The following is a 25,148-nucleotide window of genomic DNA, read 5'->3' as shown; positions in this document are numbered from 1 at the left end:
AATGCGCGCCTTCAAGTGCCTTTCAGAAGATCCATGAAAACAACCTTCCTGGAGTTCGAGCAGCCGATCGCAGAACTTGAGGCGAAGATCGAAGAACTTCGCTTCGTGCAAGACGATTCCGCTGTCGACATTTCTGAAGAAATTTCCCGCCTGGCTTCCAAGAGCCAGCAGCTCACCAAAGATTTGTACGCCAACCTGACCCCGTGGCAGGTCGCGCAGATTGCACGTCACCCGCAGCGTCCGTACACGCTCGATTACGTCCGCGAAATCTTCACCGACTTCCACGAACTGCACGGCGACCGCACCTTCGCGGACGACCTGTCGATCGTGGGTGGCTTGGCGCGCTTCAATGGCCAGCCTTGCATGGTGATCGGTCACCAAAAGGGCCGCGACACGAAGGAGCGCGCGCTGCGCAACTTCGGCATGTCCAAGCCCGAGGGTTACCGCAAGGCCAAGCGCCTGATGGAACTGGCGGACAAGTTCGGCCTGCCGATCTTCACCTTCGTCGATACGCCGGGCGCATTCCCGGGCATTGACGCGGAAGAGCGCGGGCAATCCGAAGCCATCGGCCACAACCTGTTCGTGATGGCCGGCCTGAAGGTGCCCCTGATCGCCACCATCATCGGTGAAGGCGGTTCGGGCGGTGCACTGGCCATCGCCATGGGCGATTCGGTGATCATGCTGCAGTTCGCCACGTACGCCGTGATCTCGCCGGAAGGCTGCGCGTCGATTCTGTGGAAGACGGCAGAGAAGGCACCGGAAGCCGCCGAGGCACTGGGCCTGACCGCACACCGCCTGAAGGCGCTGGGCTTGATCGACAAGATCGTCAACGAGCCGCTGGGCGGCGCGCACCGCGATCCGAAGGGCATGGCGACGATGCTCAAGCGTGCACTGGCCGAATCGCTGCGCCAGTTCCAAGGCATGAAGACGTCTGAACTGCAGGCCCGTCGTCACGAGCGCCTGATGGCCTATGGCAAGTTCAAGGAAACCGACGCGCGCTGATTCGGCTGCGCTGCTGGTCAACAAGGTCGCACAACGCGTTGCCGCGTGTGCGGCCTTTGTTGTTTCTGGCGAGGCCGATGCGCCGACGGTGGCGATTGCGTTGTCGGGTGGCCGGGATTCCGCCGCGCTGCTGCACGCGTGTGCCGCGTGGCGCGATGCGGGTGCCCGCGTGCGGCTCGTCGCGCTGCACATCCACCACGGCTTGCAGGACGATGCCGATGCTTGGCAATGCGCCTGCGAGCGCATGGCGGAGGCGGCCGGAGTAGCGTTCCATGCGCGCCGCGTCCACGTGGCAACCGACGCGGGACAGGGCGTTGAAGAGGCCGCACGCGATGCGCGGTACGCTGCCCTGGAGGCGCTTTGCGCGCAGGCGGGCGCGTCAATGCTGCTGACGGCGCATCACCAAGACGACCAAGCCGAAACCGTGCTGCTGCAATTGATGCGCGGCGCTGGCGTCGACGGCCTTGCTGCCATGCCGGTTGTTCGCGCGGGCGCTGTCACGCTGCTGCGCCCGTGGATCGACGTGCCGCGCAGCGAAATCGAGCTGTACGCGCACACGCACGCGCTCACGTGGATCGAAGATCCGTCCAATCGCGATGCACGCTATGCACGCAACGCGCTGCGCCCGCTGTTGACCGGCATGGCTGAGCATTTCCCGGCGTATCGCGAGGCGCTTGCACGCAGTGCGACGCATCTGGCGGATGCCGCAGCGTTGATCGACGAGATTGCGCAGGCGGATTTGGCGCGCACTGCCTCGTCAGACGGGCTCGATGTCGCAGCGCTGGCTGCCCTATCCATGCCGCGTCAGCGTGCGGTGTTGCGGGCATGGTTGGCGCATGCGGGCATGCGTGCCTTGTCTACCCGCCGCCTGGAGGATGTGCGCACCCAATTGATTGACGCACGTGACGATGGCGCGCTGTGCATTGCATTGCCGGCAGGGCAGATCAGGCGCTATCGCGGCCTTGCGTGGATCGAGACCCGCGCCAGCGAGGTGATTGACCCGGTTGCAGTCACCGTTGATGCTGGGGAGTTCGATGCGGCACATCGGGTCGAGCAGCGGGTGAATGTGGGTGAATGGGGCGGGGTGCTGGTGTTTTCACCTGTGGCGGCCGGCGGAATCGACGCCGAAACGTTGCGGGCGCCCTTGTCGTTGGTGCCTCGACGCGGCGGCGAGCGCATCGTGCTGCGCCCCGGTGGTCCATCGCGCGCGCTCAAACAGGCATACCAGGAAGCGGGCATCCCCGCCTGGGAGCGCGGGCGTTTGCCGCTACTGTATGCGGGGGAAACGCTGATCTTTGCTGCCGGGGTGGGCATGGACCACGCGACGGTGAGGAGCGGCCCGGGCTGGCGGATCACGTGGGCCGCCGGGCAATGAGTGCCTTCTGACACACATTTTGACTGGCCGCAATCCGCCGTTTTCTTGCCGATCGCTGCAAATTGCTGTATTTTCAAAGGCTTTTGCACCGCTTCGCCTCCTCTCGATCTTTCCAAGATGGCTCTCATCGTTCACAAATACGGTGGCACCTCGATGGGTTCAGTTGAACGCATCAAGAACGTCGCCAAGCGCGTTGCCAAGTGGCACCGTGCAGGTCACCAGATCGTGGTCGTTCCGTCGGCCATGTCCGGCGAAACCAACCGCCTGCTGGGTATGGCCAAAGAGATTTCGGCCCAGCCCGACCCGCGTGAACTCGACATGATTGCCTCCACCGGCGAGCAGGTGAGCGTGGGCCTGCTGGCCATCGCGCTGCATGCAGAGGGCATCGATGCGCGCAGCTACACCGGCTGGCAAGTGCCGGTGAAGACCGATTCCGCCTACACCAAGGCCCGCATCCAGTCGATCGACGACGAGCGCGTGCGCGCCGATCTCGATGCCGGCCGCGTGGTCGTCATCACGGGCTTCCAGGGTATCGACGGCGAAGGCCATATCACGACGCTGGGCCGTGGTGGCTCGGATACGTCGGCCGTGGCGGTTGCAGCCGCGCTCGAAGCCGACGAATGCCTGATCTACACCGACGTCGACGGCGTGTACACGACCGACCCGCGCGTGGTGGACGACGCCCGCCGCCTGGACAAGATCACCTTCGAAGAGATGCTGGAAATGGCCAGCCTCGGCTCGAAGGTGCTGCAGATTCGCTCGGTGGAGTTTGCCGGCAAGTACCGCGTGAAGACCCGCGTGCTGTCGTCGCTGACCGACCCGCTGATGCCGCTCGACGTCGAGATGAACTCGGGCACGCTGATTACTTTTGAGGAAGATTCGAACATGGAAGCCGCCGCCATTTCCGGCATCGCCTTTGCTCGCGACGAAGCCAAGATCACCGTGATCGGTGTGCCGGACAAGCCCGGCATCGCGTATCAGATCCTGGGCCCGGTCGCCGACGCGAACATCGACGTCGACATGATCATCCAGAACCAGTCGGTGGAAGGTAAGACGGACTTCACCTTCACCGTGCCGCGCGGCGAATACCAGCGCGCCCTGGCGATCCTGAACGACAGCGTGAAGGGACACATCGGCGCAGCCAGCGTGTCGGGCGATCCGAAGGTGTCGAAGGTGTCGGTGGTGGGCGTGGGTATGCGCTCGCACGTGGGCATCGCCAGCAAGATGTTCCGCACGCTGTCGGAAGAGGGCATCAACATCCAGATGATCTCCACCTCCGAAATCAAGATCTCGGTGCTGATCGATGAGAAGTACATGGAGCTGGCCGTGCGCGCGCTCCACAAGGCGTTCGAGCTGGATCAGGCGTAATCGGCTGAACCGTCACCGGACGGCTGGGGTGGCGACCCCGGGGGCTACAGATTCTCACCGCGTGTCATTCTGTTGTCGTTGACCGGGTGAGGTGAAGTGGCTAGAATACGCGCTTCGTTGCACGGGCTCCTTCGTGTGACGGTCAGTTTGGGAGACGTGGCCGAGAGGTCGAAGGCACTCCCCTGCTAAGGGAGCATCCGGGCCAAAACCTGGATCGAGGGTTCGAATCCCTCCGTCTCCGCCAGTTTGGCGCTTCTCGCGGGAAGCGCACACAACAGGCGGATGCGAGTCGAGTTGACGTGACGGCTCGCATTGCACTGCACGTCAAAAAGCCCGCATGGTTTGCGCCATGCGGGCTTTTTCTTTTTCTTTTTCGATTGCAGCATCGACTTTGCATGCGCCACCCGAAGATGGCGCACACGTCGTGTCAGCGCAATCAGTCTTGGCCGACGCTTTCCGGCACGCCTGCAGTCACGTTGAAGCCGCAGTCGACGTAGGTGATCTCGCCGGTCACGCCGCTTGCCAGATCCGACAACAGGAACGCAGCCACGTTACCGACTTCGTCGATGGTGACGTTACGGCGCAGCGGGGCCACGTCTTCCATGTACTTCAGCAGCTTGCCGAAATCCTTGATGCCCGAGGCGGCCAGCGTCTTGATCGGGCCGGCCGAGATGCCATTGGCGCGGATGCCCTTCGGGCCCAGTGCGCCGGCCAGGTAACGCACGCCGGCTTCCAGCGAAGCCTTGGCCAGACCCATCGTGTTGTAGTTCGGGACGATGCGCTCCGCGCCCAGATAGGTCAGCGCGAGCAGCGAGGCGTTGGGCGACAGCATCGGCAGCGCAGCCTTGGCCAGCGCCGGGAAGCTGTATGCGGAGATGTCGTGCGCGATGCGGAACGACTCGCGCGACAGGCCGTCGATGAAGTTGCCGGCAATCGCTTCGCGCGGTGCAAAGCCAATCGAGTGCACCAGGCCATCGAAGTGGCCCCAGTGTTGGCCGAGGTCTTCGAACACCTTGGCGATCTGCTCGTCGCTACCGACGTCGCAGTCGAACACCAGCTTGCTGTCGAACTCGTTGGCGAATTCGGTAATGCGGTCCTTGAAGCGTTCGCCGACGTAGGTGAAGGCCAGTTCAGCGCCTTCGCGCTTGCAGGCGTTGGCGATGCCGTAGGCGATCGAGCGATTGGACAGAAGGCCGGTAATCAGAATGCGCTTGCCAGCGAGGAATCCCATGGTTTCTCCGTACAAATGTGGGCAACGTCGCTCCGGTATGCCACTGCGGTCACTCCGTGGCGGCATGTGGGGCGGTTTTGTCGGCGCGATCATACCGGAAAGCTTCGGCCCACTCGTGCTTTTGCGCAGTGCCGCAGATGCTCGCCATCCTTGTCAATGCGGGACGATCCTCGGGGGCGATTTGGCGGGACTGCGTCGACAGGGCGTTAGAATCGTCCGAAACACGCTTTCAGACTGCGGTGGAGTGGAGTCAAGACATGCAAGAACAACGGGGGCACGAGGCGGCATGAGCGTGCTTGCAGCGGCATACAAGCTGTACGGGCGGTTTCCCGCGGCACTGGCTTGCCTGTTGGCGGCCCTGGGTGCAGCACCGAGCTGGGCGGCACACGGCTATGCCGAATACGGGGATCTGAAATATCCCGCCGGCTTCTCGAACTTCGGTTACCTGAACCCGAAGGCGCCCATCGGCGGCATGCTGCTGCTGGGCAATCCTGACCGCCGTACGAGCTTCGACAAGTTCAACCCGTTCACCATCAAGGGGACGTCCGCGCCGGGGCTGACCCAGTTGGTATTCGAGAGCCTGCTGATCGGTAGTTGGGACGAGACGGCCAGCGGCTACGGGTTGTTGGCCGACGACGTGGCGGTCGCGCCGAATGACCTTTCGGTGACCTTCCACATCAACCCGCGTGCACGCTTTTCCAATGGCGACCCGGTGCGCGCGTCGGACGTGAAGTACTCGTACGACATGCTGATGGGCAAGGGCGCGAGCCCTGCGTATCGCAGCATGACCGCCGATGTGGCGAAGGTGACGGTGGTGGATGCCGCCACCATCCGCTACGACTTCAAGCGTAAGAACAAGGAGCTGCCGCTCATCGTCGGTGGGCTGCCGGTGTTCTCGCCAAAATGGGGCAAGGGCAGCGGCAAACCGGAAGACCCGAACGAAGGCAAGGATGTCGCGTTCGATAAGCTGACATTCCAGGAGCCGGTGGCCAGTGGCCCGTACCTGATCGAACGGTTTGATCCGTCGCGGGGCATCACCTTCCGCCGCAATCCGAATTACTGGGGACGCGATCTGAATGTGCGTCGCGGCTCGTTCAACTTCGAGCGCATCCAGTACAAGCTCTACAAGGACGAAACCGCGCGCCTGGAGGCCTTCAAGGCCGGTGAGTATGACGCCATGGTGGAGTACCGCGCCAAGAATTGGGCCAAGAGCTACGTCGGCGTGAAGTTCCGCAGCGGCGAACTCATCAAAAGCGAGTTTCCGCATCGCAATGGCGCCGGCATGCAGGGTTTTGTGATGAACCTCCGGCGGCCGCTGTTCAAAGACCTGCGGGTGCGCAAGGCATTGTCGTTGGCGCTGGATTTTGAATGGCTGAACCGGCAGCTCTTCTACGGCGCCTATCGCCGGCTGGACAGCTATTTCGCCAACAGCGAACTGGCTGCAGCCGACTCGCTCACCGGTACGCCGAGCAAGGGCGAACTTGCGCTACTGGAGCCGTTGCGCAGCAAGGTGGATCCCGACGTATTTGGCGTGTTGGCCGCGCCGCCCTCGACTGATCCGCCGAGTTCGCTGCGCGACAATCTGCGCCAGGCGCGCCGCCTGTTGGCACAGGCGGGGTGGACGTACGACGACGGTGCACTGCGCAATGCCAAGGGCGAGCCCTTCGTCTTTGAGATGCTCGATGACGGTGGCGCAATGAGCCGCGTCATGGCCGCGTATGCGCGCAATCTGGAAAAGCTGGGCATCCAGGTGAACCAGCGCGTGACGGATTTCGCGCTCTACCAGAAGCGGCTGGAAGAGTTTGATTTCGACATGATCTCGCTGCGCTTTCCCGATTCGCAAAGCCCCGGCAACGAGCTCAAGGATCGGTTCGGCTCCGCTGCGGCCGACGAGCCCGGCTCGGACAACGTGATCGGCCTCAAATCGCCTGCCGTGGATGCGCTGATCGACGACGTATTGCGTGCTGACGACCGCGATGAACTGATCACCGCATCCCGCGCGCTTGATCGGGTGCTGATGCACGGCTGCTATGTGATTCCGCACTGGTACTCGCCCACGCACCGTGTGGCCTACAACAAGAACCTGATGTATCCGGATCGTCTGCCGTATTACTACTCGGCGGAAGCCTGGGTGCTGACGGCGTGGTGGCGCATTCCCGCGCCCAGCCATTGAACGTTTCGCGCTAACGTGACGTCGCCATGTTTGCCTATTTGATCAAACGGCTGCTGCTCCTGATTCCAACGCTGATTGGCGTGATCACGCTCACCTTTGCGGTGATCCAGTTTGTGCCCGGTGGCCCTGTCGAGCAGATGATGATCGAGATGAAAGGGCGGGGCGCCGGCGGCGAGGCCAGCGGCGGCGGCGCCTTCGACTACCGTGGCCGACGCGGCGTGGATGCCGAGAAGATCAAGGAGATTCGCGCGCTGTATGGCTTCGACAAGAGCCCGGTGGAGCGTTACTTCCTGATGCTTGGCCGCTTCGCGCGCTTTGATCTGGGCGAGAGCTACTTTCAGCATCGCAGCGTGTGGGAGCTCATCAAGTCCAAACTGCCGGTATCGATTTCGATCGGGTTGTGGACGTTCTTTCTCACGTATCTGATCGCGGTGCCGCTGGGGATTGCCAAGGCGGTGCGGGCGGGCAGCCGGTTCGATCTGGTGACCAGCATCATCGTGTTGGTGGGCTACGCCATTCCGGGCTTTGTGCTGGGTGTGCTGTTGCTGGTGCTGTTCGGTGGTGGCACGTTCTTCCAATGGTTCCCGATTCGCGGCATTACGTCGGACAACTGGGATCAACTGAGTCTGCTTGGCAAGGTGACGGATTACCTGTGGCACATCACGCTGCCCGTGGCCGCGTCGGTGGTGGGCAGCTTTGCCGTCATCACCATGCTGACGAAGAACGCGTTCCTGGAGGAAATCCGCAAGCAGTACGTGCTGACGGCGCGCAGCAAGGGCTTGTCGGAGCGGCGCGTGTTGTGGAAGCACATCTTCCGCAATGCGCTGCTGCCGCTCGTGACGGGCTTTCCGACGGCATTTATCGGCGCGTTCTTCACGGGTTCCCTGTTGATCGAGCAACTGTTCTCGCTCGACGGCATGGGTTTGCTCTCGTATGAGGCCGTGATGCGGCGCGACTATCCGGTCGTGCTCGGCACGCTGTACCTGTTCACGCTGATCGGGTTGGCGGCGCGGCTGATTTCGGACGTGTGCTACGTGCTGGTGGATCCGCGTATCCACTTCGGCTCGGTTGGGCGATAGGCGAACCAGCGACATGACTCAGTACTCCCGCACTTCCGCCCATCCGTCCAACGTCGCGGCGCCGCACGCGGTGCGCCATTCGCCGTCGCCGCTCAAGCGCGCGTGGCGGCGGTTCAAGCAGCACCGCCTCGGTTATTGGAGCCTGATCCTGTTCGTGGCGCTGTTCGTGCTCAGCCTAGGCGGCGAACTCATCTCGAACGACCGGCCGCTGGTCGTCCGCTATCACGGCACGTGGTATTTCCCCATCGTGAAGACCTACCCGGAGACAGCCTTCGGCGGCGATTTCCCCACGCCCACCGATTACCTCGATCCGTACATCCGCGACAAGTTCAAGGAGCCGGGCAGCTTTGCCGTCTACCCACCCAATCCGTATTCATACGAGACGCTGAACTACTTCTCAAAGGAGCCCAACCCCGCGCCGCCGTCGGCAGAGAACTGGCTCGGTACGGATGACCGCGGGCGGGATGTGTTTGCGCGGCTGCTGTATGGCTTTCGGGTGTCGGTGCTGTTTGGGCTGGCGTTGACGGTGATTGGGGTATTGGTCGGCACGCTCACCGGCGCCTTGATGGGCTTCTTCGGCGGCCGCTTCGACATGCTCTCGCAGCGGTTGATCGAAATCTGGAGTTCGATGCCTGAGCTGTACCTGCTGATCATCTTCGCGTCCATCTTTACGCCAAGCCTGGGGTTGCTGATCATCCTGCTGTCGCTGTTCGGCTGGATGGGGCTTTCGGACTACGTGCGCGCCGAGTTTTATCGCAATCGCTCGCTGGACTACGTCAAATCGGCGCGTGCGATGGGGCTGTCGAACTGGCAGATCATGTGGCGCCATATCATGCCCAACAGCCTGACGCCGGTGATCACCTTCTTGCCGTTCCGCATGAGCGCGGCCATCCTCGCGCTCACTAGCCTGGACTTCCTCGGCTTGGGCGTGCCGCCCTCCACCCCCAGCCTGGGTGAGTTGTTATCGCAGGGCAAAGCCAACCTGGATGCGTGGTGGATTTCGCTATCGACCTTCGTGGTCCTTGTGCTGACCCTCGTACTGCTGACCTTCATGGGTGATGCCCTGCGCGATGCCTTCGACACGCGCCTGTCGTTCGCGCAACTGCGGGCGCGCCAGAAGCCGACGGAGGGCAAATGACCCGCGTCGATCTGCGTTCAACCGCACCCAAATACGACGGCCCGCTGCTTCGGCTCGATGATCTGTGCGTGCACTTCGACTCCGAGCACGGCGAGACGACCGACGCCGTCAAGCACGTCTCGCTGGACCTGCATGCCGGCGAGCGTTTTGCGTTGGTGGGCGAGTCAGGCTCGGGCAAGTCCGTCACGGCGCTGTCGATCATGCGTCTGCTCGCGGATGCGCGATACAGCGGGCGCATCCTGCTGGAGGGCCGTGACCTGCTGGCCGCCAGCGAGCGCGAAATGCGCGGCCTGCGTGGCGCGGACGTCGCCATGGTGTTCCAGGAGCCGATGACGGCGCTCAACCCGCTCTACACCATCGGTAACCAGATCGTTGAAACGCTGGAACTGCACGAAGGCCTGGACAAGCGCGCCGCCAAGGCCCGTGCCATCGCGCTGCTGGAGCGCACGGGCATCAAGGAGGCGCCGCGCCGGTTTGACGCGTTCCCGCATCAGCTGTCGGGCGGCCAGCGTCAGCGCGCCATGATTGCCATGGCGCTCGCGTGCTCGCCCAAGCTGCTGTTAGCTGATGAACCGACGACCGCGCTCGATGTGACGGTGCGCATGCAGATCCTGCAACTGCTGCGCGAGCTGCAAGCCGAGTTTGGCATGGCCATCATGCTGATCACGCACGACCTGAACATGGTGCGTGCCTTCGCAGAGCGCGTCGGCGTGATGGAGCAGGGCGTGCTGGTCGAAACTGGCAATACGGCCGACGTGTTTGCCGCGCCCAAGCACCCCTACACCGTGCGTCTGCTGGAAAGCCGCCCGCAGCGCGATGTGCTGCCGCTGGTGCCGCTCGCGCCCGTGCTGCTCGAAGCCGACAAGCTGACCGTCACCTACGAGCGCCATCGCCCCGGTTTTGCCGGCTGGTTCCGTAGCGATCCATTCACCGCGGTCGATGCCGTTTCGCTGCAACTGCGCGAAGGCGAAACGCTCGGCATCGTGGGGGAGTCCGGCTCGGGCAAGACCACGCTTGCACAGACGTTGCTGGGCTTACAGACGCCCAAAGGCGGCGATTTGCGGTTTCTCGGCAACTCGCTGCTGCGTATCTCGCGCGAAGACCGTCAAGCGGTGTGCGCCCGCATGCAGGTGGTCTTTCAGGACCCATACGGCTCCCTCTCGCCGCGCATGACGATCGAGGAGATCGTCGGGGAAGGGCTGGCGTTGCACCAACCCCACATCAATGCCACCGAGCGGCGCCACCGCGTGATCGAGGCGTTGCGCGAGGTCGGGCTGGACCGCACCGCATTGGGGCGCTATCCGCATGAATTCTCCGGCGGCCAGCGCCAGCGCATCGCCATCGCGCGCGTGCTGATCCTCAAGCCGCAGGTGCTGGTGCTCGATGAGCCGACGTCCGCGCTCGATGTGTCGATCCAGCAGCAGGTGCTTTCGCTGCTGTCGGCCCTTCAGAAAAAGTACAACCTGTCGTATCTCTTCATCAGCCACGACCTCGCCGTCATTCGCGCCATGTCACATCGCGTGGTGGTGATGAAGGATGGAAAAGTGGTGGAAGAGGGCGACACTGAGGCGGTGTTGGCGTCACCTTCCCACCCCTACACCTGCAAGCTGATGGCGGCCGCCTCCCTCGTCCCGGCGCGGGATAACCCGTAAAAACCGGCACTTCGCGCACCAGTTCGGTGCGGTTGCGATGCACCATTTTTGTAAGGATGCGCATCTAAAGTGATGCGTAAGTGCTTGATTCGGCTGTGAATTTAAGCCAATTTGTAACGACCTTTGACAAGTCAAGGTGTCACTTTTATCATCCTGCGAGATTGTTTTAACAGGATTCGGACTGGCCTCATTCGCGCTGTCACATGTCGGTGCGATCATTGTGAGTTTCCGAGGGAGAACCAATGCAGCACTTCGTACTTCATTCCATGGCGCGCCTAGCGGTAGGGGTTGTGATCGGCTGCGGCGTGATCGTGTCGAATGGCGTACAGGCTGATACGGTCTTCAAGGACACCGAAGTCCGCGCCGACGCCAAGCCGGAAGCCAAGCCCGGCCTCATCTCCAACGTGATGAGCAAAACCAGCGACGTGGTCATGAACGCGCTGGGCATGATTGGCCTGCGCTACCGTTTCGGCGGCAACACGCCGGAATCGGGCCTCGACTGCAGCGGCTTCGTTCGCTACGTCTTCAACGACACCTTTGGTTTCCTGCTGCCGCGCCGCGCCGTGGAAATGAGCCGCGTCGGCACGAGCGTCGACATGGCGGAACTGCGCCCCGGCGACCTGGTGTTTTTCAACACCATGCGCCATACGTTTTCGCACGTCGGCATCTACATCGGCGACAACAAGTTTGTGCACGCACCGTCCACCGGCAGCAAGATCCGCGTGGATGACATGACCGCCTCGTACTGGGTGTCGCGTTACAACGGTGCACGCCGCATCGAAGGCAATTCCGGCACGTCGATCAAGGAAGGCGCCGACAACTTTGTCGAGCAACTCAAGCGCGTTGACCCGAATGCATCTGGCAAGCCCCTGGCGTTGTACGGCGGCTGATTCGCTGGTACGTCGACTGAAAAAAAGACCGCCGCGGCGGTCTTTTTTGTTGTCTGTGTGGTGTGTTCAGTGCGCCGGCTGCGGGGAGGCGGCTGTTGTTTGCGGCAGGCGCAGCTTTTCGCGCAGCAATGGCATAGCTGCCTGGGCTGCTTGCTCTCCGGCCAGGATCGCTTCGTTGCGGGCCGTAAAGTCGCTGCCCTTCACGAATGGCAGCGATGGCGTGATCACCACGTCAGCCTGCGCCAGTTCGGTCTTGTTGATGCTCTGGCCCATGATGGCCGTCGTTTGCAGCAGCATGCTGGCCTGGCCCGACACCGACTGGTTGGACGGATCCGCCGAGATGTTCACCGCAATCACAAACGTTGCGCCCATCTGCTTGACGTAGGTGACGGGCACCGGCGCCACCAGGCCGCCATCCACGTACTGGCGGCCGCTGATCGTCACTGGCTGGAACACGCCCGGGACGCTGCACGATGCGCGCACAGCCTGGCCGGTGTTGCCGCGGCGGAACAGGATCGGCTTACCGCTGGTGAGGTCCGTGGCGACAATGCCCAGCGGAACGCGCATCTGCTCAATGCTCTTTTGCTTGACCAGGCGGTTGATGTAGTTCTCCAGCGCTTCGCCCTTGAGCCAGCCGCCAAAGCGGGTGCCGAAGGGCAGTGCCCAGTCCGCGATCATGGCCTCGTCCATCTTGAGCGCCATGCGGTTCATTTCCAGCCCCGACATGCCCGACGCGTAAATCGCCGCCACCACGCTGCCCGCGCTGGTACCGGTGATGTAGTCGATCTGGATGCCCTGCGCCTCCAGCATCTTGATGACGCCGATGTGTGCGAAGCCCCGCGCGGCGCCGCCCCCCAGCGCCAGGCCGATACGCACCGGCGGTGTGGCCGATTGCGACGACGGCGGCAATACAGCGGTGGATGGTGTCACCGGCGTTTCGGTCTTGCCGGACGAAAAGCCCGTCACGGTACAGGCGGAGAGCAGGGAGGCGCCGGTGGCACCTAGAAAGAGGCGGCGTTGCATGAGCGTTGGGGCGGTTCGGTGGTGCGCGCGGATACGCGCTGTAGTCGGCCGCCATTGTGCCAAAGTTCGGCGGCAGGCCGGTCAAGTCCTGGGGACGCGGTTGCTATAATTTCGGTTTTGATGAAGGCCGCTCACGATCCATCATGGATCCCATCAGGCGGCCTTGTTCGTTCCAGCCATTCCTATGACACAGCGCGTCCGTACTCGTTTCGCTCCCAGCCCCACTGGTTTCATCCACCTCGGCAACATCCGCTCGGCACTCTACCCGTGGGCCTTCGCCCGCAAGATGAAGGGCGACTTCATCCTGCGCATTGAAGACACCGATGTGGAGCGCTCCAGCCAGGAAGCCGTCGATGTGATCCTGGAAGCGATGGACTGGCTGGACATGGACATCGACGAAGGTCCGTTCTACCAAATGCAGCGCATGGACCGCTATCGCGAAGTCATCGCGCAGATGGTGGAAAAGGAACTCGTCTACCCGTGCTACATGAGCACCGAAGAGCTCGACGCCCTGCGCGAAGCGCAACGCGAGCGCGGCGAAAAACCCCGCTACGACGGCACCTGGCGCCCCGAGCCCGGCAAGGTCCTGCCGACGCCGCCCGCAGGTGTGCAGCCCGTGATGCGCTTCAAGAACCCCATCGGCGGCAGCGTGGTGTGGGACGACGCCGTCAAAGGCCGCATCGAAATCTCCAACGATGAGCTCGACGACCTCGTCATCGCGCGCCCCGACGGTACGCCCACGTACAACTTCTGCGTCGTCGTCGACGACATGGACATGCAGATCACCCACGTGATCCGCGGCGATGACCACGTCAACAACACCCCGCGCCAGATCAACATCCTGCGCGCCCTGGGCGGTACGCCCCCGGTCTACGCGCATTTGCCGACCGTCCTCAACGAGCAGGGCGAGAAGATGAGCAAGCGCCATGGTGCCATGAGCGTGACCGGCTACCGCGACGCCGGCTACCTGCCCGAAGCCATCGTCAATTATCTCGCCCGCCTGGGTTGGGCGCACGGCGATGCCGAAATTTTCTCGCGCGAGCAGTTCATCGAATGGTTCGACTTGGAGCACCTGGGTAAGTCGCCCGCGCAATACAACCCCGAGAAGCTCGCTTGGTTGAACAACCACTACATCAAGCAGGCGGAAAACGTGCGCCTCGCTGGCTTGGTGAAGCCCTTCATCGAAGAGCTGGGCGGCAAGGTCGACGGCGGCCCTGTGCTCGCCGACGTCGTTGCGCTGGTGAAGGACCGCGCCAACACGCTGCGTGAAGTTGCGCAGACGGCGTTGCTGTTCTACCGCACCGATCTGGCCATCGAACCGGAACTCGCCGCGCAGCACCTCACGGACGACGTGCGCCCGGGCATTGCAGCACTGGCCGAAAAGCTGGGCGCATTGCCGGAGTGGAAGCGTGAAGCCATCAGTGCCGCCTTCAAGGAAGTGTTGGCCGCGCACGGCTGGAAGATGCCGAAGCTGGCGATGCCGGTGCGCTTGCTGGTGGCGGGACAACTGCAAACGCCGTCGATCGACGCCGTGCTAGAACTGTTCGGTCGCGACGTTGTTCTGCGCCGTTTGGCCGCGTGACGCAGCCGTCGCAAAAAAATTTGCGAAAGGGTATTGCCAAGCGCTAATTACTTCCCCTATACTCTTGTTTTCGCTGCAACACGAAGCGAAACGCAGCAAGAAGCCAGCAGTAAGAAGTAGTTAGCAGTACTTGGGGCTATAGCTCAGCTGGGAGAGCGCTTGCATGGCATGCAAGAGGTCAGCGGTTCGATCCCGCTTAGCTCCACCAAAATGCCGGAAGATTCGATTCAAAAATAAATTTGAAAAGAAGCTTCCAAAATGCTGAAAAGTTCGATATAGTAGCGGACTTCGCAGCGTAAGACAGAAAGCGTTGCAAAACAGTTTCTGTCCCCTTCGTCTAGAGGCCTAGGACATCACCCTTTCACGGTGAGTACAGGGGTTCGAATCCCCTAGGGGACGCCATAACAAGAGCTTAACCAGAAGCTCACTCGCAAAGCCAGTCTCTAGCTGGTTTTGCAACCGACACGGAGCGGTAGTTCAGTCGGTTAGAATACCGGCCTGTCACGCCGGGGGTCGCGGGTTCGAGTCCCGTCCGCTCCGCCAAATCAAAACCCGCTGCTTGCAGCGGGTTTTTTCTTTTGTATTTCCCGTTTCAATTACCTCCCCGCTTCCCTTTAAACGCGCATTCAGCAGGATGCGCGTGGCGTTGGAATGGAGAAGTTAATCGGGAAGGCGGCTGACGCGATTGAAATAGCTGACCAGCAGGGCGCCTGCCACCATCAAGCTCAGGCCATTGGCAGCCCAGAAACCTGCGGCACCACGCAGCGTCGCGGCTGTATCGCCCAACAACCCGAAGCCCAAGACATAGCCGCCGCCCAGACCCACGCCCCACAGCGAAAGGGCGTAGATCACGGTTGGGATCAATGCGATCTTGTACGCGCGCAGAATGAACGCCGCCATCACCTGCAGCGCGTCGAACATCTGATAGAACGCGATGAAAGGCAGCAGCGGTACAGCGATGGCCATCACCGTCGCGTCGCGCGTGTACAGGCCGACCAGTCCATGCCGCAAGAAAAGCACCGCTGCGCCGACGATGGCCGCACAGAGGACGGCCAGCTTGATCCCATTCAATGAAATCCGCCGCGCGGCGACGCGATCGCGAGCGCCGATGGACTGTGCAGCCAGTGTCGACGTAGCGATCGACAGGGACAGCGGCACCATATAGGCGACTGCACCCAGGTTCGCGGCGATCTGGTGGCCGGCCAGCACGACCGTACCCAGACGCGCAATAAAGATCGCCATCAGCGTGAACGAGGTGATCTCGATCAGGTAAGTGAAACCCATCGGCACGCCCAGGCGAATCAGCGCCCACAATCGCGCCCGGTTTGGCGGCGAGTAATGCGTGAAGATCGAGAACGGCGTGTATGCGGGGTTGCGTATCAAGATGGCGGCCGCTGCGATGAACGACAACCAACTGATGATCATCGATGCAAGCGCACAGCCGGGGCCGCCCATTGCGGGGAGCCCCATGCCGCCGTATAGGAACAGCGCGTTGAGCGGAAACTTGAGAACGAGCCCGGCCAGTTGCAGCACCGTCACCATGACCGGGCGGGACAGCGCGTTGTTCAGCGCAGAGTAGATGCGGAACCCGAGCGCTGCCGGCAAGGCGAGCGCTTCGTAGCGCAGATAAGCAGTCGCCTTTTCGGTTAGCTCGGGCGTGGCGTCCGCCAGGCGCAGCAGCGGGGCGGGGAACCAGAGGATCAGCATGCCAATGGCCGCCAGAAGCAGTCCGAGCCAGATGGCCTGGCGCACTTCCTCGCCAATCTCGCCGTGCTTTTGTGCGCCGTAGAGTTGCCCGGCGATGGGGGAGAGCGCCTGCAACACTCCCATCAGGCTGATGTACACCGTCACGTAGATCGAGCCGCCGAGCCCGATGGCGGCAAGATCGGCAGCGGAGGCGCGCCCGGCCATGGCCGTATCGAGCACGCCGAAGGTGATCACGGCCAACTGGCCAATCAACACCGGCCAGGCCAGTGCAGTTATGCGGCGAACGTCGGCGAGAAACATTGGCGGATTAGGCGCGACGTCGTTACTGGCGCAGCTTGCGCCGGCGCGTCGTAGTCGGGGCGGGCGGGGGATGCGTTGCGGCGGCAGCCTCGGTCAGGCGATACATGCGGAAATGCTCGTCGCGGTCAGCGGGGCGGCGGCCTTCCCAGATCAGGCGCCACTCGTAGTTTGAGATGCTCGACGGCGCGCCGTAGTCGTATTGGTCGTGACGCAGCAGGATGTCGCAGTTGTCTTCCGCGTTGCCGAAGCGGATGTGGCCGAAGTAGGCGAACGAGGCAAGCTGCGCATCGCCCATGCGGATCGGCTGCACGCACGTATAGGTGCGCGGCAGTGCGAGCGCGGCCGATTGCGCCACGTCACGGTAGGTCTTCGCGTAGTTGATGGTGGGCAGCCACAGCGTCATCATTAGCACCCACATCAGCGTGGTGCCGGCGGCGGAGATCACCACGGCACGCCAGATGGCCTTGGGCGCGCGCGATGTGCGCCACGCAACGATGAGTATCCACGCAGCCGTCACCAGCAGGGCCCAGGCCAAGGCCGTCCAGCTGAACTCGGGGCGATAGCCCGGCACGATGCGGTAGACGTTGCGCGCCAGCTGCGGCGGAAAGCCCGTCATCTTGGCGATCCACAACAGCCACACCGTGCCACCCAGGATGGTAAAGGCCAGGAGCGCAAACCAATCAATGGCGCTGATCACGCCGCGCTGCAACGTGGGCAGGGCAAACGCGGCCAGCACAGCCATCGGTGGAATCAGCAGCAGGAAACTGTCGTCGCCCGGTGCCGGTTGCAGCAGCAGGAGCAGCAACTGCGGCACCAGCATAGCCAGCGGCAGCGCGATATGCGGGGCGGTGCGCATGCCGCTCCAGCTTCGCCATGCCCAGGCGGCCAGCGGCCACACGGGCCATGCAAACAGCGGCAGGTTGCGCGCGATAAAGCCAAGCGAATGGGCGGTCGGGCCGGCGTACTGGTGGCGATCAAAACGTGCCCATTCGCGGATGTACGTCACTGCGTCCGTCGGATTGGTCGCCAGCAGATAGGCGATGGCCGGCCACGACCACCCGAGTGCCAGCGATACCGGCAGCGCGATCGTCAGAAGCGGGCGCACGGGCAATACACGCGTGGCCTGCGCGACCACCAGCACGGCAACCGTGATCACCAGTGGCAGAATCGGCCCGCCTGCCAGTGACAAACAGCCGATGCCGATGCCGTAGATGAGGCTGCCGCGCACGGGCTTGTCGAGCGCGCGAATCAAGCCATACACAGCCACCGCTACGAAGCAGAGCGCGCCGACCAGCGGCGTGGTTTCGTGCCCCCGCTGCGCCAAGCCAACGCAGGCGAGGAAGATCAGCAGCGCGCCATCGGCGAGCGTGCGGCCATAGTCGCGCGTATTCGGTTGGCCGCCGAAGACAAACTCAAAGGGCTGCACCTCTGCCCGGCGGCCGAGCAGGTAGGCGCCGTACCAGATGCAGGCGCAGGTGATGAAGAAGAACAGGGCGGTGGCCAGGCGCGACGCGTCTGATGGGCCGAGCCATTGCCCGAACACGCGGATGAACGCCCCGCCGATCCAGAACACCAGGGGCCCCGACTGCACGACCGGGCGCCCGACGATGTTCGGCATCAGCCAGTCCTGCGTGTTGCCGGTGGCCAGCGTCCACATGGCGCCGAAGCCGGCGGCGTCTTCGTTCTTCCACGGGTCGCGCGAGAACAGGCCCGAGAGGCCGTAGATCACGCAGATGGCGAGCAGCAGCCAGCGCGGCAGTTCGCGAGTGGCTGCAGCAGTCAGGCGGATGCGCGAGACGCGGGTGGTGTTCATCGGGTGTCAGACCAGGCGAACCTAGCCAGGGTTGCACGACAGCGTGCCGATCGTAAGAGGAGCGGGCGCAAACGCCCAGCCGGATGCCCACAAACAAAAAAGGCAGCCGCAGCTGCCTTTTTTTTTGACCAGTGAGACGGGCCATGTAGTGAGCCGTCTCCGGCGCCGATATTACTTGGCAGCCTTGCCGATTTTGCTGCCGAACTTGTTGCGGAACTTTTCGACGCGGCCGGCCGTATCCAGAACCTTTTGCTGGCCCGTGTAGAACGGGTGCGATTCGGACGAGACTTCGATCTTGGCCAGGGGATATTCCTTGCCGTCTAGCGTGATCGTTTCCTTGGTTTGGATGGTCGAGCGGGTGATGAACTTGAACTCGCTGGACATGTCCTGGAACACGACTTCGCGGTAATTCGGGTGAATGCCTTCTTTCATGATGGGCCCTGGGGTTGAGGTAGCCAATTCGGGGCGCGCTTCAGGTGCTCGGGTAATCAGAACACCGTGCGACCAGCCGTCGAATCACTTGCCGGGTGGAGAAACGACGATTATGCCAGAGAAACAAAGGCTTGGGCAACGCGCCGCTGGCAAAATGCGCAAGGTCCGCTGGACGAAAAGCAATCCATTCATCACTTGTTGTGGCGAAAATCCGACCCGGCCACCTCCGCACGCCATGTCCGCCGCGCCGGGTCCTGCAGATAGAAGGCCTGCAGCAGCGCGTACAGGGTCGGCAGCGTGTCGAGCAAGGCCCCAGGCTCGACGAAGAACACTTCGGACGCCACCGCAAAGAACTCCGCTGGATGCTGCGCACCGTATGGGTCTAGCAACGCCAGGATGGGATCCGTCGCCCACCGATGTTCGGGAAGGTGGTCACATCGATCGGCAAAGGCATCGTATTCCGCGTAGAGCGCGTCGGCCCACGCTTCACGATCGAGATTGCCGTGCAATTGCGACGAGAAGGCAGGAATGCCGTCGGACTCGCCATTGCGCATGTCGAGTTTGTGCGCAAATTCGTGGATCACCACGTTGTACGGCTGCGCATCGTGGGCGGCCAATGCGCCGCCGAGTTCGATGTCTTGACACGACAGGATGACCGGGCCGTGTTCCCATGCCTCTCCGGCGGCTTCTTCTCGTACGTGGTGAACGACGCCATCTTCGTCCATCACCTCTTTGCGGATCACGAACTCGCCCGGGTAAATGACCACGCCGTGCCAGCCGCCATACCACGCGATGCCGAGCTCCAAGATCGGTACGCTCGCCTGCGCGGCAATGGCAACCACCATCTCATCGGTGAGCGGCAAGCCGTGCGCGGTGGTGAATTCCTTTTCGGCGATGAAGAGCGTTGCGGTTTCACGCAGGCGCGCGAGATCCGCTTCGGGCCAATCCAGCAGGAAGGGCAGGCCGGCCAGTGTGCGTGACCACAGCGTGTCGGAGATGGCGTAGCGCGCCAGGCGCCGCGACCGTGCGCGGCCAGAGAACCAGCGGAAGACGGACGAAAGCATGCGCCCAGTATATCGACACCCCGCCCGCGGCTTTGCGACGCAGGCTTGGGTCCTGACGCGAGGGTCAGGCGACGGAGAGCAGCCGCGCGCCGCGCTGGTTGGCAACGTAGACCGCCTCGGTGCGGCTACGAACCTTCAGGCGCCGATACAGCGTGCTGATATGCGCCTTGGCGGTGGCCTCGGAGATGTTCAGCATGCGGCTGATGGTCTTGACGGGATGTCCGCGCGACAGCAACACCAGAATCTCGTACTGGCGCGGCGTGATGCCGAGCAGCTTGGGATCAGTCTGCGGATCGCCGGCCAGTGCCGGGTTGGGCGCGCCGTCCAGGCGGGATTCGGGCAGTAGCGCGCTGGCCGGAATGTACTGCCCGCCCACCAGCACCAGTTCCAGCGAGGCCGCGATGACCTCGCCCGGCGAATGCTTGAGCGTGTAGCCCGACAAACCCATCTGCATGAGCGTGCGGATGATGTCGGGGGATTCGGATTCGGCCAGCACGACCACGTGGCGCGCGTGCGGCCGATGCATGATCTCGCCGATGGCGGACAGCTCGTCCAGATGCGGCAGTGGCAGGCCAATCACAAGAAGACCAGCGTCGGCATTAGCTTCGATGGCGTCAAACATGCCGTCGTCCGGTTCGACGACAGTGACGCCGGTGACGCCTTTGAGCGTCCGTAGCAGGTGCGCAATGCCCGTACGCACCAACGGATGGGCTTCGATCAAAACAGTGTTCATCGTTGTTCTCGACCTGTTACCGATCTTGCGAACATCCTTGTCGCCCCGGACGATGCAGCAGGCCGGAGCAGACCCCCGTTCCGAATCATTCTAGTGGCGTATCAAGAAAATGACAGTTGCCACGGTCATGCCTCGGGACCCTTGCCGATACGCCTTAGCCACTGTAGGTCAGTGTGTGCCGGGGCGCGTAATCCACTCGTTACGAAGCGGGTCGACGCGATGGCGTGGTTTTGTGGCGGCTCTTGTTTCAGGCGCGACACAAAAACGCGTGCCAACTTGGCGCGATCCCTCTTCCGGGCGCGGAATATCCCGTAAAAACAAGGCGTTAATCATCATGGCATGGATGTCGCTCTATGCCCCGTGGGGAGGAGAGAGCCATGCCAACCATTGCGCAGCGCTGTGCTCGGCGTTGGTCGTTGCGGCGGACGGTCGATTGGACGGGAGTGGTTGCGAGCCTTGCGGCCATGGCAGTCATGGTGCCCGCGCTCGCAATAGGCAGCGATTTCGCCATTCGTGGCGCTTTCACCGATACGTTGCCGGTGCGAACCGCCATCGGTCCTGATCCCACCCGCGCATTCGATCCATCCATCGGTTTCGCTCAGCCCGTGTTCTGGGCCGGCGAACAGAGTACGTCGCATGCGTGGCTTCACCATCCTCCGCCAAGGGGCATGTGCGCAACCCCCCCGGAAGTGGGGGTGCAACCGCCCATGGCACCGGGCTTGGGCATGACCCACGCAGAATTGCCCGCCGGATACGGGTGACGCACGGACAACACCTTCGCTGCGCGCTCCGTACACATTGATGTGGCGTTGGCGCAACGTAGGGCATGGCGGCAGGGCTGCGCCGCATGGTTTTGTGCTCCGTCCCCCGGCGGGCACTCTTTTCTAACGGAAGGCAGGAGGGGTGTTCGATATGCAAACGACACCGACCGCACGTGCGGCACCCGGGCCACCCCTCGGCCGCTGACCGGTCGTATCCAGTGCGGTTGGGCAAAGAAATGGTGGGGCACAGCGCCAAGCTGTACCCCGCACGGGAGGAGGAATGTCGGCGTCAGGCTGTATGCAGCGGGTGTTCAGCGCGGATGCCGTGCTTTTGCATCAGCCGATATAGCGTCACGCGGGATACCGCCAGCTCGCGCGCAGTCATGCCCATATGAAAGCCATTGCGTGCGATGGCGGTGCGGATGGCGTCGGATTCAGCGCCTTCGCGCGCTTCTTCCAACGTCTGGCCCGAGATCGAGGCATAGCCTTCCAGATGCAGATCGGCTGCGGAGATCTTGCGGTTGTCCGTCATTACCAGCGCGCGGCGTACGCGGTTGATCAGCTCACGCACGTTGCCGGGCCAGGGGTAATGCATCATCGCGTGCAGTGCGCAGGGCGTGAAGCCGCGGATGCGGTGCGAGGCCTCATTGGCGTGCTGGGCGAGGATGTGCTCGGCCAGCAGAACGATGTCACTGCCGCGCTCGCGCAGCGGTGGCACGGAAAGCGTGAGCACGCAGAGCCGGTGGAAGAGGTCGGTGCGGAATCCACCGTGGTGCTGCGCGGCTTCCAGGTCCACGTGTGTGGCCGAGATGATGCGGATATCCAGCGGAATCGCCTGATGCCCGCCCAGCCGCGTAATCGTGCCTTGTTGCAGGAAGCGCAGCAGGCTCACCTGACTCTCCAGCGGCAAGTCGCCGATTTCATCCAGAAACAGCGTGCCGCCATTGGCGCGCTCTACCCAGCCGATATGACGCTGGTGGGCGCCGGTGAACGCGCCTTTCTCATAGCCGAACAATTCGGACTGGATCAGGTGCGGGGGAATCGCACCGCAATTGATGGCGATGAACGGCCCGCCGGCCCGCGCCGATGCCTCGTGAATGGCCTGTGCGGTCAACTCCTTGCCGGTGCCGGACTCGCCTGCAATGAACGCCGGGGCGCTGTTTTGTGCGACCTTACGGATCGCGCGGAACAGGTTATGCATGGCCGGGCATTCGCCGAGCATGCGGGCGCTGTTGGGTTTGGGTGTCGGCGTGGACTCTTGCGCCAGCGCGGCCATGCCCCAGGCGTGCCGCAGCGAGTAGGCGGCTTCGTCCGTGCGCAGCGGCATCTGTACGTAATCGACGCAGTAGTCGCGCACGAGTTGGCGCACGCGTTCGTGGTTCAGCAAGTTGGCCGGCAGTGCGGCTACCCATCCCACGTGCGGCACCTGCATGCAGCGCTCCAGCAAGTCCAGCTCGGGGGCGGAGAACCCGCTGCCAAAGTCGATCAGCCCGGCCTTGGGCACGCCATCGCGGATCGCGCAGCCGAGCTCGCGCACCGACGTGACACGCCGTACGTGCCAGTCTGCGCCCAGCACCGTTTCGTCGATCTCCCCCATCCCCGCGCGTGACGCAACCACGACGGTTCGGCACGCACTTGTACATTCCAGCGACGGTTCGCGCATGGTTTTCCCCCGTTCGTTTTTCGTGGTCTTTCCCCTGCTGCCCAGGCGGCTCAGCCCAGGCAGGTTTGCAGTATGGTTGCCGGGGTTGGCTTTTGCGATGACGTTTAAGGACGAGGGCGGCAAACGCTTGCGGGCGGCGCACGTAATGCAAATGAACTAGCAAGTTTCACAGCGGTGACGAGAAAATCCGCTGCTAAATCAAGCCATTGCCGAAGCAATAAAAAAGCGCACCACATTGGGTGCGCTTTTCGATACGTGGCTAGACCGTCTGAAGAGACTTAGCCGCCCCGTTTCATCATGTCGAAGAACTCGGCGTTGTTCTTGGTCGACTTGAGTTTGTCGAGCAGGAATTCCATCGCTTCGACTTCATCCATGTCGTGGATGAACTTGCGCAGGATCCACACCTTTTGCAGGATGTCCGGCTTGATCAGCAGTTCTTCGCGGCGCGTGCCCGACTTGTTCAGGTTGATGGCGGGGTAGACGCGCTTCTCGGCCAGACGGCGCTCGAGGTGCACTTCCATGTTGCCGGTGCCCTTGAACTCTTCGTAGATCACGTCGTCCATGCGGCTGCCGGTTTCGATCAGCGCCGTGCCGATGATGGTGAGCGAACCACCTTCTTCCAGGTTACGTGCCGCACCGAAGAAACGCTTCGGGCGCTGCAGCGCGTTGGCGTCGACACCACCGGTCAGCACCTTGCCCGAGGTCGGCACCACGGTGTTGTAGGCGCGAGCCAGACGCGTGATCGAATCCAGCACGATCACCACATCCTTCTTCAGTTCAACCAGGCGCTTGGCTTTTTCGATGACCATTTCGGCCACCTGCACGTGGCGCACGGCGGGTTCATCGAACGTCGATGCCACCACTTCGCCGCGCACGGTGCGCTGCATCTCGGTCACTTCTTCCGGGCGTTCGTCGATCAGCAGCACGAACAGCTCGGCTTCCGGGTGGTTGGTCGCGATGGCATGCGCAATGTGCTGCAGCATCACGGTCTTACCCGATTTGGGCGATGCCACCAGCAGCGCGCGCTGGCCGCGGCCGATCGGGGCAATCATGTCGATGATGCGGCCGGTGATGTTCTCTTCGGCCTTGATGTCGCGTTCGAGGATGAGCGGCTTGTTCGGGTGCAGCGGCGTCAGGTTCTCGAACATGATGCGGTTCTTGACCGCCTCAGGAGGCTGCGTGTTGACCTTGTCGACCTTCACCAGCGCGAAGTAGCGCTCGCCGTCCTTGGGCGTGCGGACTTCGCCTTCAATCGTGTCACCGGTGTGCAGGTTGAAGCGGCGGATCTGCGACGGGCTGATGTAGATGTCGTCGGTGCTGGCCAGATACGAGGTTTCCGGCGAGCGCAGAAAACCGAAGCCGTCGGGCAGCACTTCGAGGGTGCCATCACCGAAAATCGTTTCCCCCTGTTTCGCCTTCTTTTTCAGGATGGCAAACATCAACTCTTGTTTGCGCATGCGCTGCGCGTTGTCGATCTCCAGCTGTCCCGCCATTTCCAGCAATTGGGACACGTGCAAGGATTTCAGTTCTGTCAGATGCATAGACGAAAGAATGGGAAGGGCCCGAACGGGCGGCGAAACGAGAAACGGGGGAGGGGGGAAAGGTCGAGCGAACGCTCGGAGAAACAGATTGGCTGCAATCTTAGCACAACGCTGGCGGGCTTCCAGGCGGAAGTGCGCCAGCGTCTGTGTAGGCAGCGCGACGGATCGCGCGCTACCCCCAAATACGGCTTACAGGTGGCTGTCCAGGAATGCCGTCAGCTGCGACTTGGACAGTGCGCCAACCTTCTGCGCTGCCACGGCACCGTTCTTGAACAGGATCAGCGTCGGGATGCCGCGAATGCCGAACTTGGCCGGCACACCCTGGTTTTCATCCACGTTGATCTTGGCGATCTGCACTTTCTCGCCGTAGTCCTTGGAGACTTCGTCCAGGATCGGGGCGATCATCTTGCAGGGACCGCACCATTCGGCCCAGAAATCGACGAGCACGGGTTTGTCGGACTTGAGCACGTCGGCCTCGAAGGACGCGTCGCTCACATACTTGATCTGGTCGCTCATGGCGGGAACCTCTGTTATTTCGTAAAAGCTGGCGACGTGCGCCAAACCCATACATTACACGATTACGCGAACCGGCGTGTATTGGGGCCACTGTCGGTGCGGGTG

General features: G+C 62.6%; 19 protein-coding genes and 4 tRNA genes. 13 read left to right on the top strand and 10 right to left on the bottom strand.

The window, feature by feature from the left end; all coding sequences use genetic code 11:
- Positions 1 to 33: 33 nt before the first annotated feature.
- The 4 genes from ACN9M1_RS09430 (at position 34) to ACN9M1_RS09415 (ending at position 3,989) form a co-directional block, all read left to right on the top strand.
- Positions 34 to 1,002: an acetyl-CoA carboxylase carboxyltransferase subunit alpha gene (locus tag ACN9M1_RS09430; RefSeq protein ID WP_426393823.1), complete on the top strand. Its 969-nt coding sequence runs from the start codon at positions 34 to 36 to the stop codon at positions 1,000 to 1,002.
- Complete coding sequence (tilS, locus tag ACN9M1_RS09425) at positions 971 to 2,377, top strand: tRNA lysidine(34) synthetase TilS (protein WP_426393822.1); 1,407 nt, start codon at positions 971 to 973, stop codon at positions 2,375 to 2,377. The genes ACN9M1_RS09430 and tilS overlap by 32 nt, the downstream gene beginning before the upstream one ends.
- A gap of 117 nt (positions 2,378 to 2,494) precedes the next feature.
- Positions 2,495 to 3,745 (top strand): aspartate kinase, encoded by a 1,251-nt coding sequence (locus ACN9M1_RS09420; RefSeq protein WP_426393820.1) that lies wholly within the window; start codon positions 2,495 to 2,497, stop codon positions 3,743 to 3,745.
- A 150-nt stretch (positions 3,746 to 3,895) separates the two neighbouring features.
- Positions 3,896 to 3,989: transfer RNA gene (locus ACN9M1_RS09415), tRNA-Ser, on the top strand.
- Between the two features lie 192 nt (positions 3,990 to 4,181).
- On the opposite strand, the gene fabI is transcribed toward ACN9M1_RS09415, so the two are convergent.
- The gene (fabI, locus tag ACN9M1_RS09410; protein ID WP_426393819.1) at positions 4,182 to 4,976 is read right to left on the bottom strand and encodes an enoyl-ACP reductase FabI; all 795 of its coding nucleotides are present in this window, start codon (positions 4,974 to 4,976) and stop codon (positions 4,182 to 4,184) included.
- Positions 4,977 to 5,262: 286 nt separating this feature from the next.
- Between fabI and ACN9M1_RS09405 the strand changes: the two genes are divergently transcribed.
- The 5 genes from ACN9M1_RS09405 to ACN9M1_RS09385 all read left to right on the top strand — a co-directional run bounded on the left by ACN9M1_RS09405 (position 5,263) and on the right by ACN9M1_RS09385 (position 11,908).
- The gene (locus tag ACN9M1_RS09405; RefSeq protein ID WP_426393817.1) at positions 5,263 to 7,149 is read left to right on the top strand and encodes an extracellular solute-binding protein; all 1,887 of its coding nucleotides are present in this window, start codon (positions 5,263 to 5,265) and stop codon (positions 7,147 to 7,149) included.
- Positions 7,150 to 7,175: 26 nt separating this feature from the next.
- Entirely contained in the window at positions 7,176 to 8,228 is a 1,053-nt protein-coding gene (locus tag ACN9M1_RS09400; RefSeq protein ID WP_426393815.1) for a microcin C ABC transporter permease YejB, read from the top strand.
- A 13-nt stretch (positions 8,229 to 8,241) separates the two neighbouring features.
- Positions 8,242 to 9,366, top strand: coding sequence for an ABC transporter permease (locus ACN9M1_RS09395; RefSeq protein ID WP_426393813.1), 1,125 nt, complete (start codon positions 8,242 to 8,244; stop codon positions 9,364 to 9,366).
- The gene (locus ACN9M1_RS09390) at positions 9,363 to 11,018 is read left to right on the top strand and encodes an ABC transporter ATP-binding protein (RefSeq protein WP_426393811.1); all 1,656 of its coding nucleotides are present in this window, start codon (positions 9,363 to 9,365) and stop codon (positions 11,016 to 11,018) included. Before ACN9M1_RS09395 ends, ACN9M1_RS09390 begins: the two co-directional genes overlap by 4 nt.
- 242 nt (positions 11,019 to 11,260) lie before the next feature.
- On the top strand, positions 11,261 to 11,908 hold the full coding sequence (locus ACN9M1_RS09385; RefSeq protein ID WP_426393810.1) for a C40 family peptidase: 648 nt from the start codon (positions 11,261 to 11,263) through the stop codon (positions 11,906 to 11,908).
- A 66-nt stretch (positions 11,909 to 11,974) separates the two neighbouring features.
- Here the strand turns inward: ACN9M1_RS09385 and ACN9M1_RS09380 are convergent, their stop codons facing one another.
- Complete coding sequence (locus ACN9M1_RS09380; RefSeq protein ID WP_426393808.1) at positions 11,975 to 12,931, bottom strand: patatin-like phospholipase family protein; 957 nt, start codon at positions 12,929 to 12,931, stop codon at positions 11,975 to 11,977.
- Between the two features lie 184 nt (positions 12,932 to 13,115).
- Here ACN9M1_RS09380 and gltX point away from each other — a divergent pair, with 184 nt between their 5' ends.
- From gltX to ACN9M1_RS09360, 4 genes are all read left to right on the top strand, one after another.
- Positions 13,116 to 14,513, top strand: a complete 1,398-nt coding sequence (gene gltX, locus ACN9M1_RS09375) for a glutamate--tRNA ligase (RefSeq protein WP_426393806.1) — start codon at positions 13,116 to 13,118, stop codon at positions 14,511 to 14,513.
- Between the two features lie 132 nt (positions 14,514 to 14,645).
- Positions 14,646 to 14,721, top strand: a tRNA-Ala gene (locus ACN9M1_RS09370).
- A gap of 118 nt (positions 14,722 to 14,839) precedes the next feature.
- Positions 14,840 to 14,915, top strand: a tRNA-Glu gene (locus tag ACN9M1_RS09365).
- Between the two features lie 64 nt (positions 14,916 to 14,979).
- A tRNA-Asp gene (locus ACN9M1_RS09360) sits at positions 14,980 to 15,056 on the top strand.
- Between the two features lie 117 nt (positions 15,057 to 15,173).
- Here the strand turns inward: ACN9M1_RS09360 and ACN9M1_RS09355 are convergent.
- The 8 genes from ACN9M1_RS09355 to trxA form a co-directional block, all read right to left on the bottom strand.
- Entirely contained in the window at positions 15,174 to 16,520 is a 1,347-nt protein-coding gene (locus ACN9M1_RS09355; protein WP_426393804.1) for an MATE family efflux transporter, read from the bottom strand.
- 22 nt (positions 16,521 to 16,542) lie between these two features.
- Complete coding sequence (locus ACN9M1_RS09350; protein ID WP_426393802.1) at positions 16,543 to 18,333, bottom strand: ArnT family glycosyltransferase; 1,791 nt, start codon at positions 18,331 to 18,333, stop codon at positions 16,543 to 16,545.
- 171 nt (positions 18,334 to 18,504) lie between these two features.
- Positions 18,505 to 18,765, bottom strand: a complete 261-nt coding sequence (locus tag ACN9M1_RS09345; RefSeq protein WP_316659081.1) for a type B 50S ribosomal protein L31 — start codon at positions 18,763 to 18,765, stop codon at positions 18,505 to 18,507.
- 191 nt (positions 18,766 to 18,956) lie between these two features.
- Complete coding sequence (locus tag ACN9M1_RS09340) at positions 18,957 to 19,829, bottom strand: zinc-dependent peptidase (RefSeq protein ID WP_426393800.1); 873 nt, start codon at positions 19,827 to 19,829, stop codon at positions 18,957 to 18,959.
- 64 nt (positions 19,830 to 19,893) lie between these two features.
- The gene (locus ACN9M1_RS09335; RefSeq protein ID WP_182570844.1) at positions 19,894 to 20,562 is read right to left on the bottom strand and encodes a LuxR C-terminal-related transcriptional regulator; all 669 of its coding nucleotides are present in this window, start codon (positions 20,560 to 20,562) and stop codon (positions 19,894 to 19,896) included.
- Positions 20,563 to 21,612: 1,050 nt separating this feature from the next.
- Complete coding sequence (locus tag ACN9M1_RS09330; protein ID WP_426393798.1) at positions 21,613 to 22,986, bottom strand: sigma 54-interacting transcriptional regulator; 1,374 nt, start codon at positions 22,984 to 22,986, stop codon at positions 21,613 to 21,615.
- A gap of 278 nt (positions 22,987 to 23,264) precedes the next feature.
- On the bottom strand, positions 23,265 to 24,527 hold the full coding sequence (gene rho, locus ACN9M1_RS09325) for a transcription termination factor Rho (RefSeq protein WP_048934259.1): 1,263 nt from the start codon (positions 24,525 to 24,527) through the stop codon (positions 23,265 to 23,267).
- Between the two features lie 189 nt (positions 24,528 to 24,716).
- Positions 24,717 to 25,043, bottom strand: a complete 327-nt coding sequence (gene trxA, locus ACN9M1_RS09320; RefSeq protein WP_426393796.1) for a thioredoxin TrxA — start codon at positions 25,041 to 25,043, stop codon at positions 24,717 to 24,719.
- Positions 25,044 to 25,148 lie beyond the last annotated feature (105 nt).

The sequence above is a fragment of the Ralstonia sp. R-29 genome (genome assembly GCF_049913345.1).
GTDB lineage: Bacteria > Pseudomonadota > Gammaproteobacteria > Burkholderiales > Burkholderiaceae > Ralstonia.
This window is presented reverse-complemented; position numbering and strand designations above follow the sequence as displayed.

Excerpts from the sequence above, each read along its gene's own strand:
- ACN9M1_RS09355 (WP_426393804.1), bottom strand. The coding sequence starts at position 16,520 with ATGTTTCTCGCCGACGTTCGCCGCATAACTGCACTGGCCTGGCCGGTG.
- ACN9M1_RS09390 (WP_426393811.1), top strand. The coding sequence starts at position 9,363 with ATGACCCGCGTCGATCTGCGTTCAACCGCACCCAAATACGACGGCCCG.
- trxA (WP_426393796.1), bottom strand. The coding sequence starts at position 25,043 with ATGAGCGACCAGATCAAGTATGTGAGCGACGCGTCCTTCGAGGCCGAC.
- fabI (WP_426393819.1), bottom strand. The coding sequence starts at position 4,976 with ATGGGATTCCTCGCTGGCAAGCGCATTCTGATTACCGGCCTTCTGTCC.
- ACN9M1_RS09350 (WP_426393802.1), bottom strand. The coding sequence starts at position 18,333 with ATGAACACCACCCGCGTCTCGCGCATCCGCCTGACTGCTGCAGCCACT.
- ACN9M1_RS09335 (WP_182570844.1), bottom strand. The coding sequence starts at position 20,562 with ATGAACACTGTTTTGATCGAAGCCCATCCGTTGGTGCGTACGGGCATT.
- gltX (WP_426393806.1), top strand. The coding sequence starts at position 13,116 with ATGACACAGCGCGTCCGTACTCGTTTCGCTCCCAGCCCCACTGGTTTC.
- ACN9M1_RS09340 (WP_426393800.1), bottom strand. The coding sequence starts at position 19,829 with ATGCTTTCGTCCGTCTTCCGCTGGTTCTCTGGCCGCGCACGGTCGCGG.
- ACN9M1_RS09380 (WP_426393808.1), bottom strand. The coding sequence starts at position 12,931 with ATGCAACGCCGCCTCTTTCTAGGTGCCACCGGCGCCTCCCTGCTCTCC.
- rho (WP_048934259.1), bottom strand. The coding sequence starts at position 24,527 with ATGCATCTGACAGAACTGAAATCCTTGCACGTGTCCCAATTGCTGGAA.
- ACN9M1_RS09385 (WP_426393810.1), top strand. The coding sequence starts at position 11,261 with ATGCAGCACTTCGTACTTCATTCCATGGCGCGCCTAGCGGTAGGGGTT.
- tilS (WP_426393822.1), top strand. The coding sequence starts at position 971 with ATGGCAAGTTCAAGGAAACCGACGCGCGCTGATTCGGCTGCGCTGCTG.
- ACN9M1_RS09395 (WP_426393813.1), top strand. The coding sequence starts at position 8,242 with ATGACTCAGTACTCCCGCACTTCCGCCCATCCGTCCAACGTCGCGGCG.
- ACN9M1_RS09345 (WP_316659081.1), bottom strand. The coding sequence starts at position 18,765 with ATGAAAGAAGGCATTCACCCGAATTACCGCGAAGTCGTGTTCCAGGAC.
- ACN9M1_RS09405 (WP_426393817.1), top strand. The coding sequence starts at position 5,263 with ATGAGCGTGCTTGCAGCGGCATACAAGCTGTACGGGCGGTTTCCCGCG.
- ACN9M1_RS09330 (WP_426393798.1), bottom strand. The coding sequence starts at position 22,986 with ATGCGCGAACCGTCGCTGGAATGTACAAGTGCGTGCCGAACCGTCGTG.
- ACN9M1_RS09400 (WP_426393815.1), top strand. The coding sequence starts at position 7,176 with ATGTTTGCCTATTTGATCAAACGGCTGCTGCTCCTGATTCCAACGCTG.
- ACN9M1_RS09430 (WP_426393823.1), top strand. The coding sequence starts at position 34 with ATGAAAACAACCTTCCTGGAGTTCGAGCAGCCGATCGCAGAACTTGAG.
- ACN9M1_RS09420 (WP_426393820.1), top strand. The coding sequence starts at position 2,495 with ATGGCTCTCATCGTTCACAAATACGGTGGCACCTCGATGGGTTCAGTT.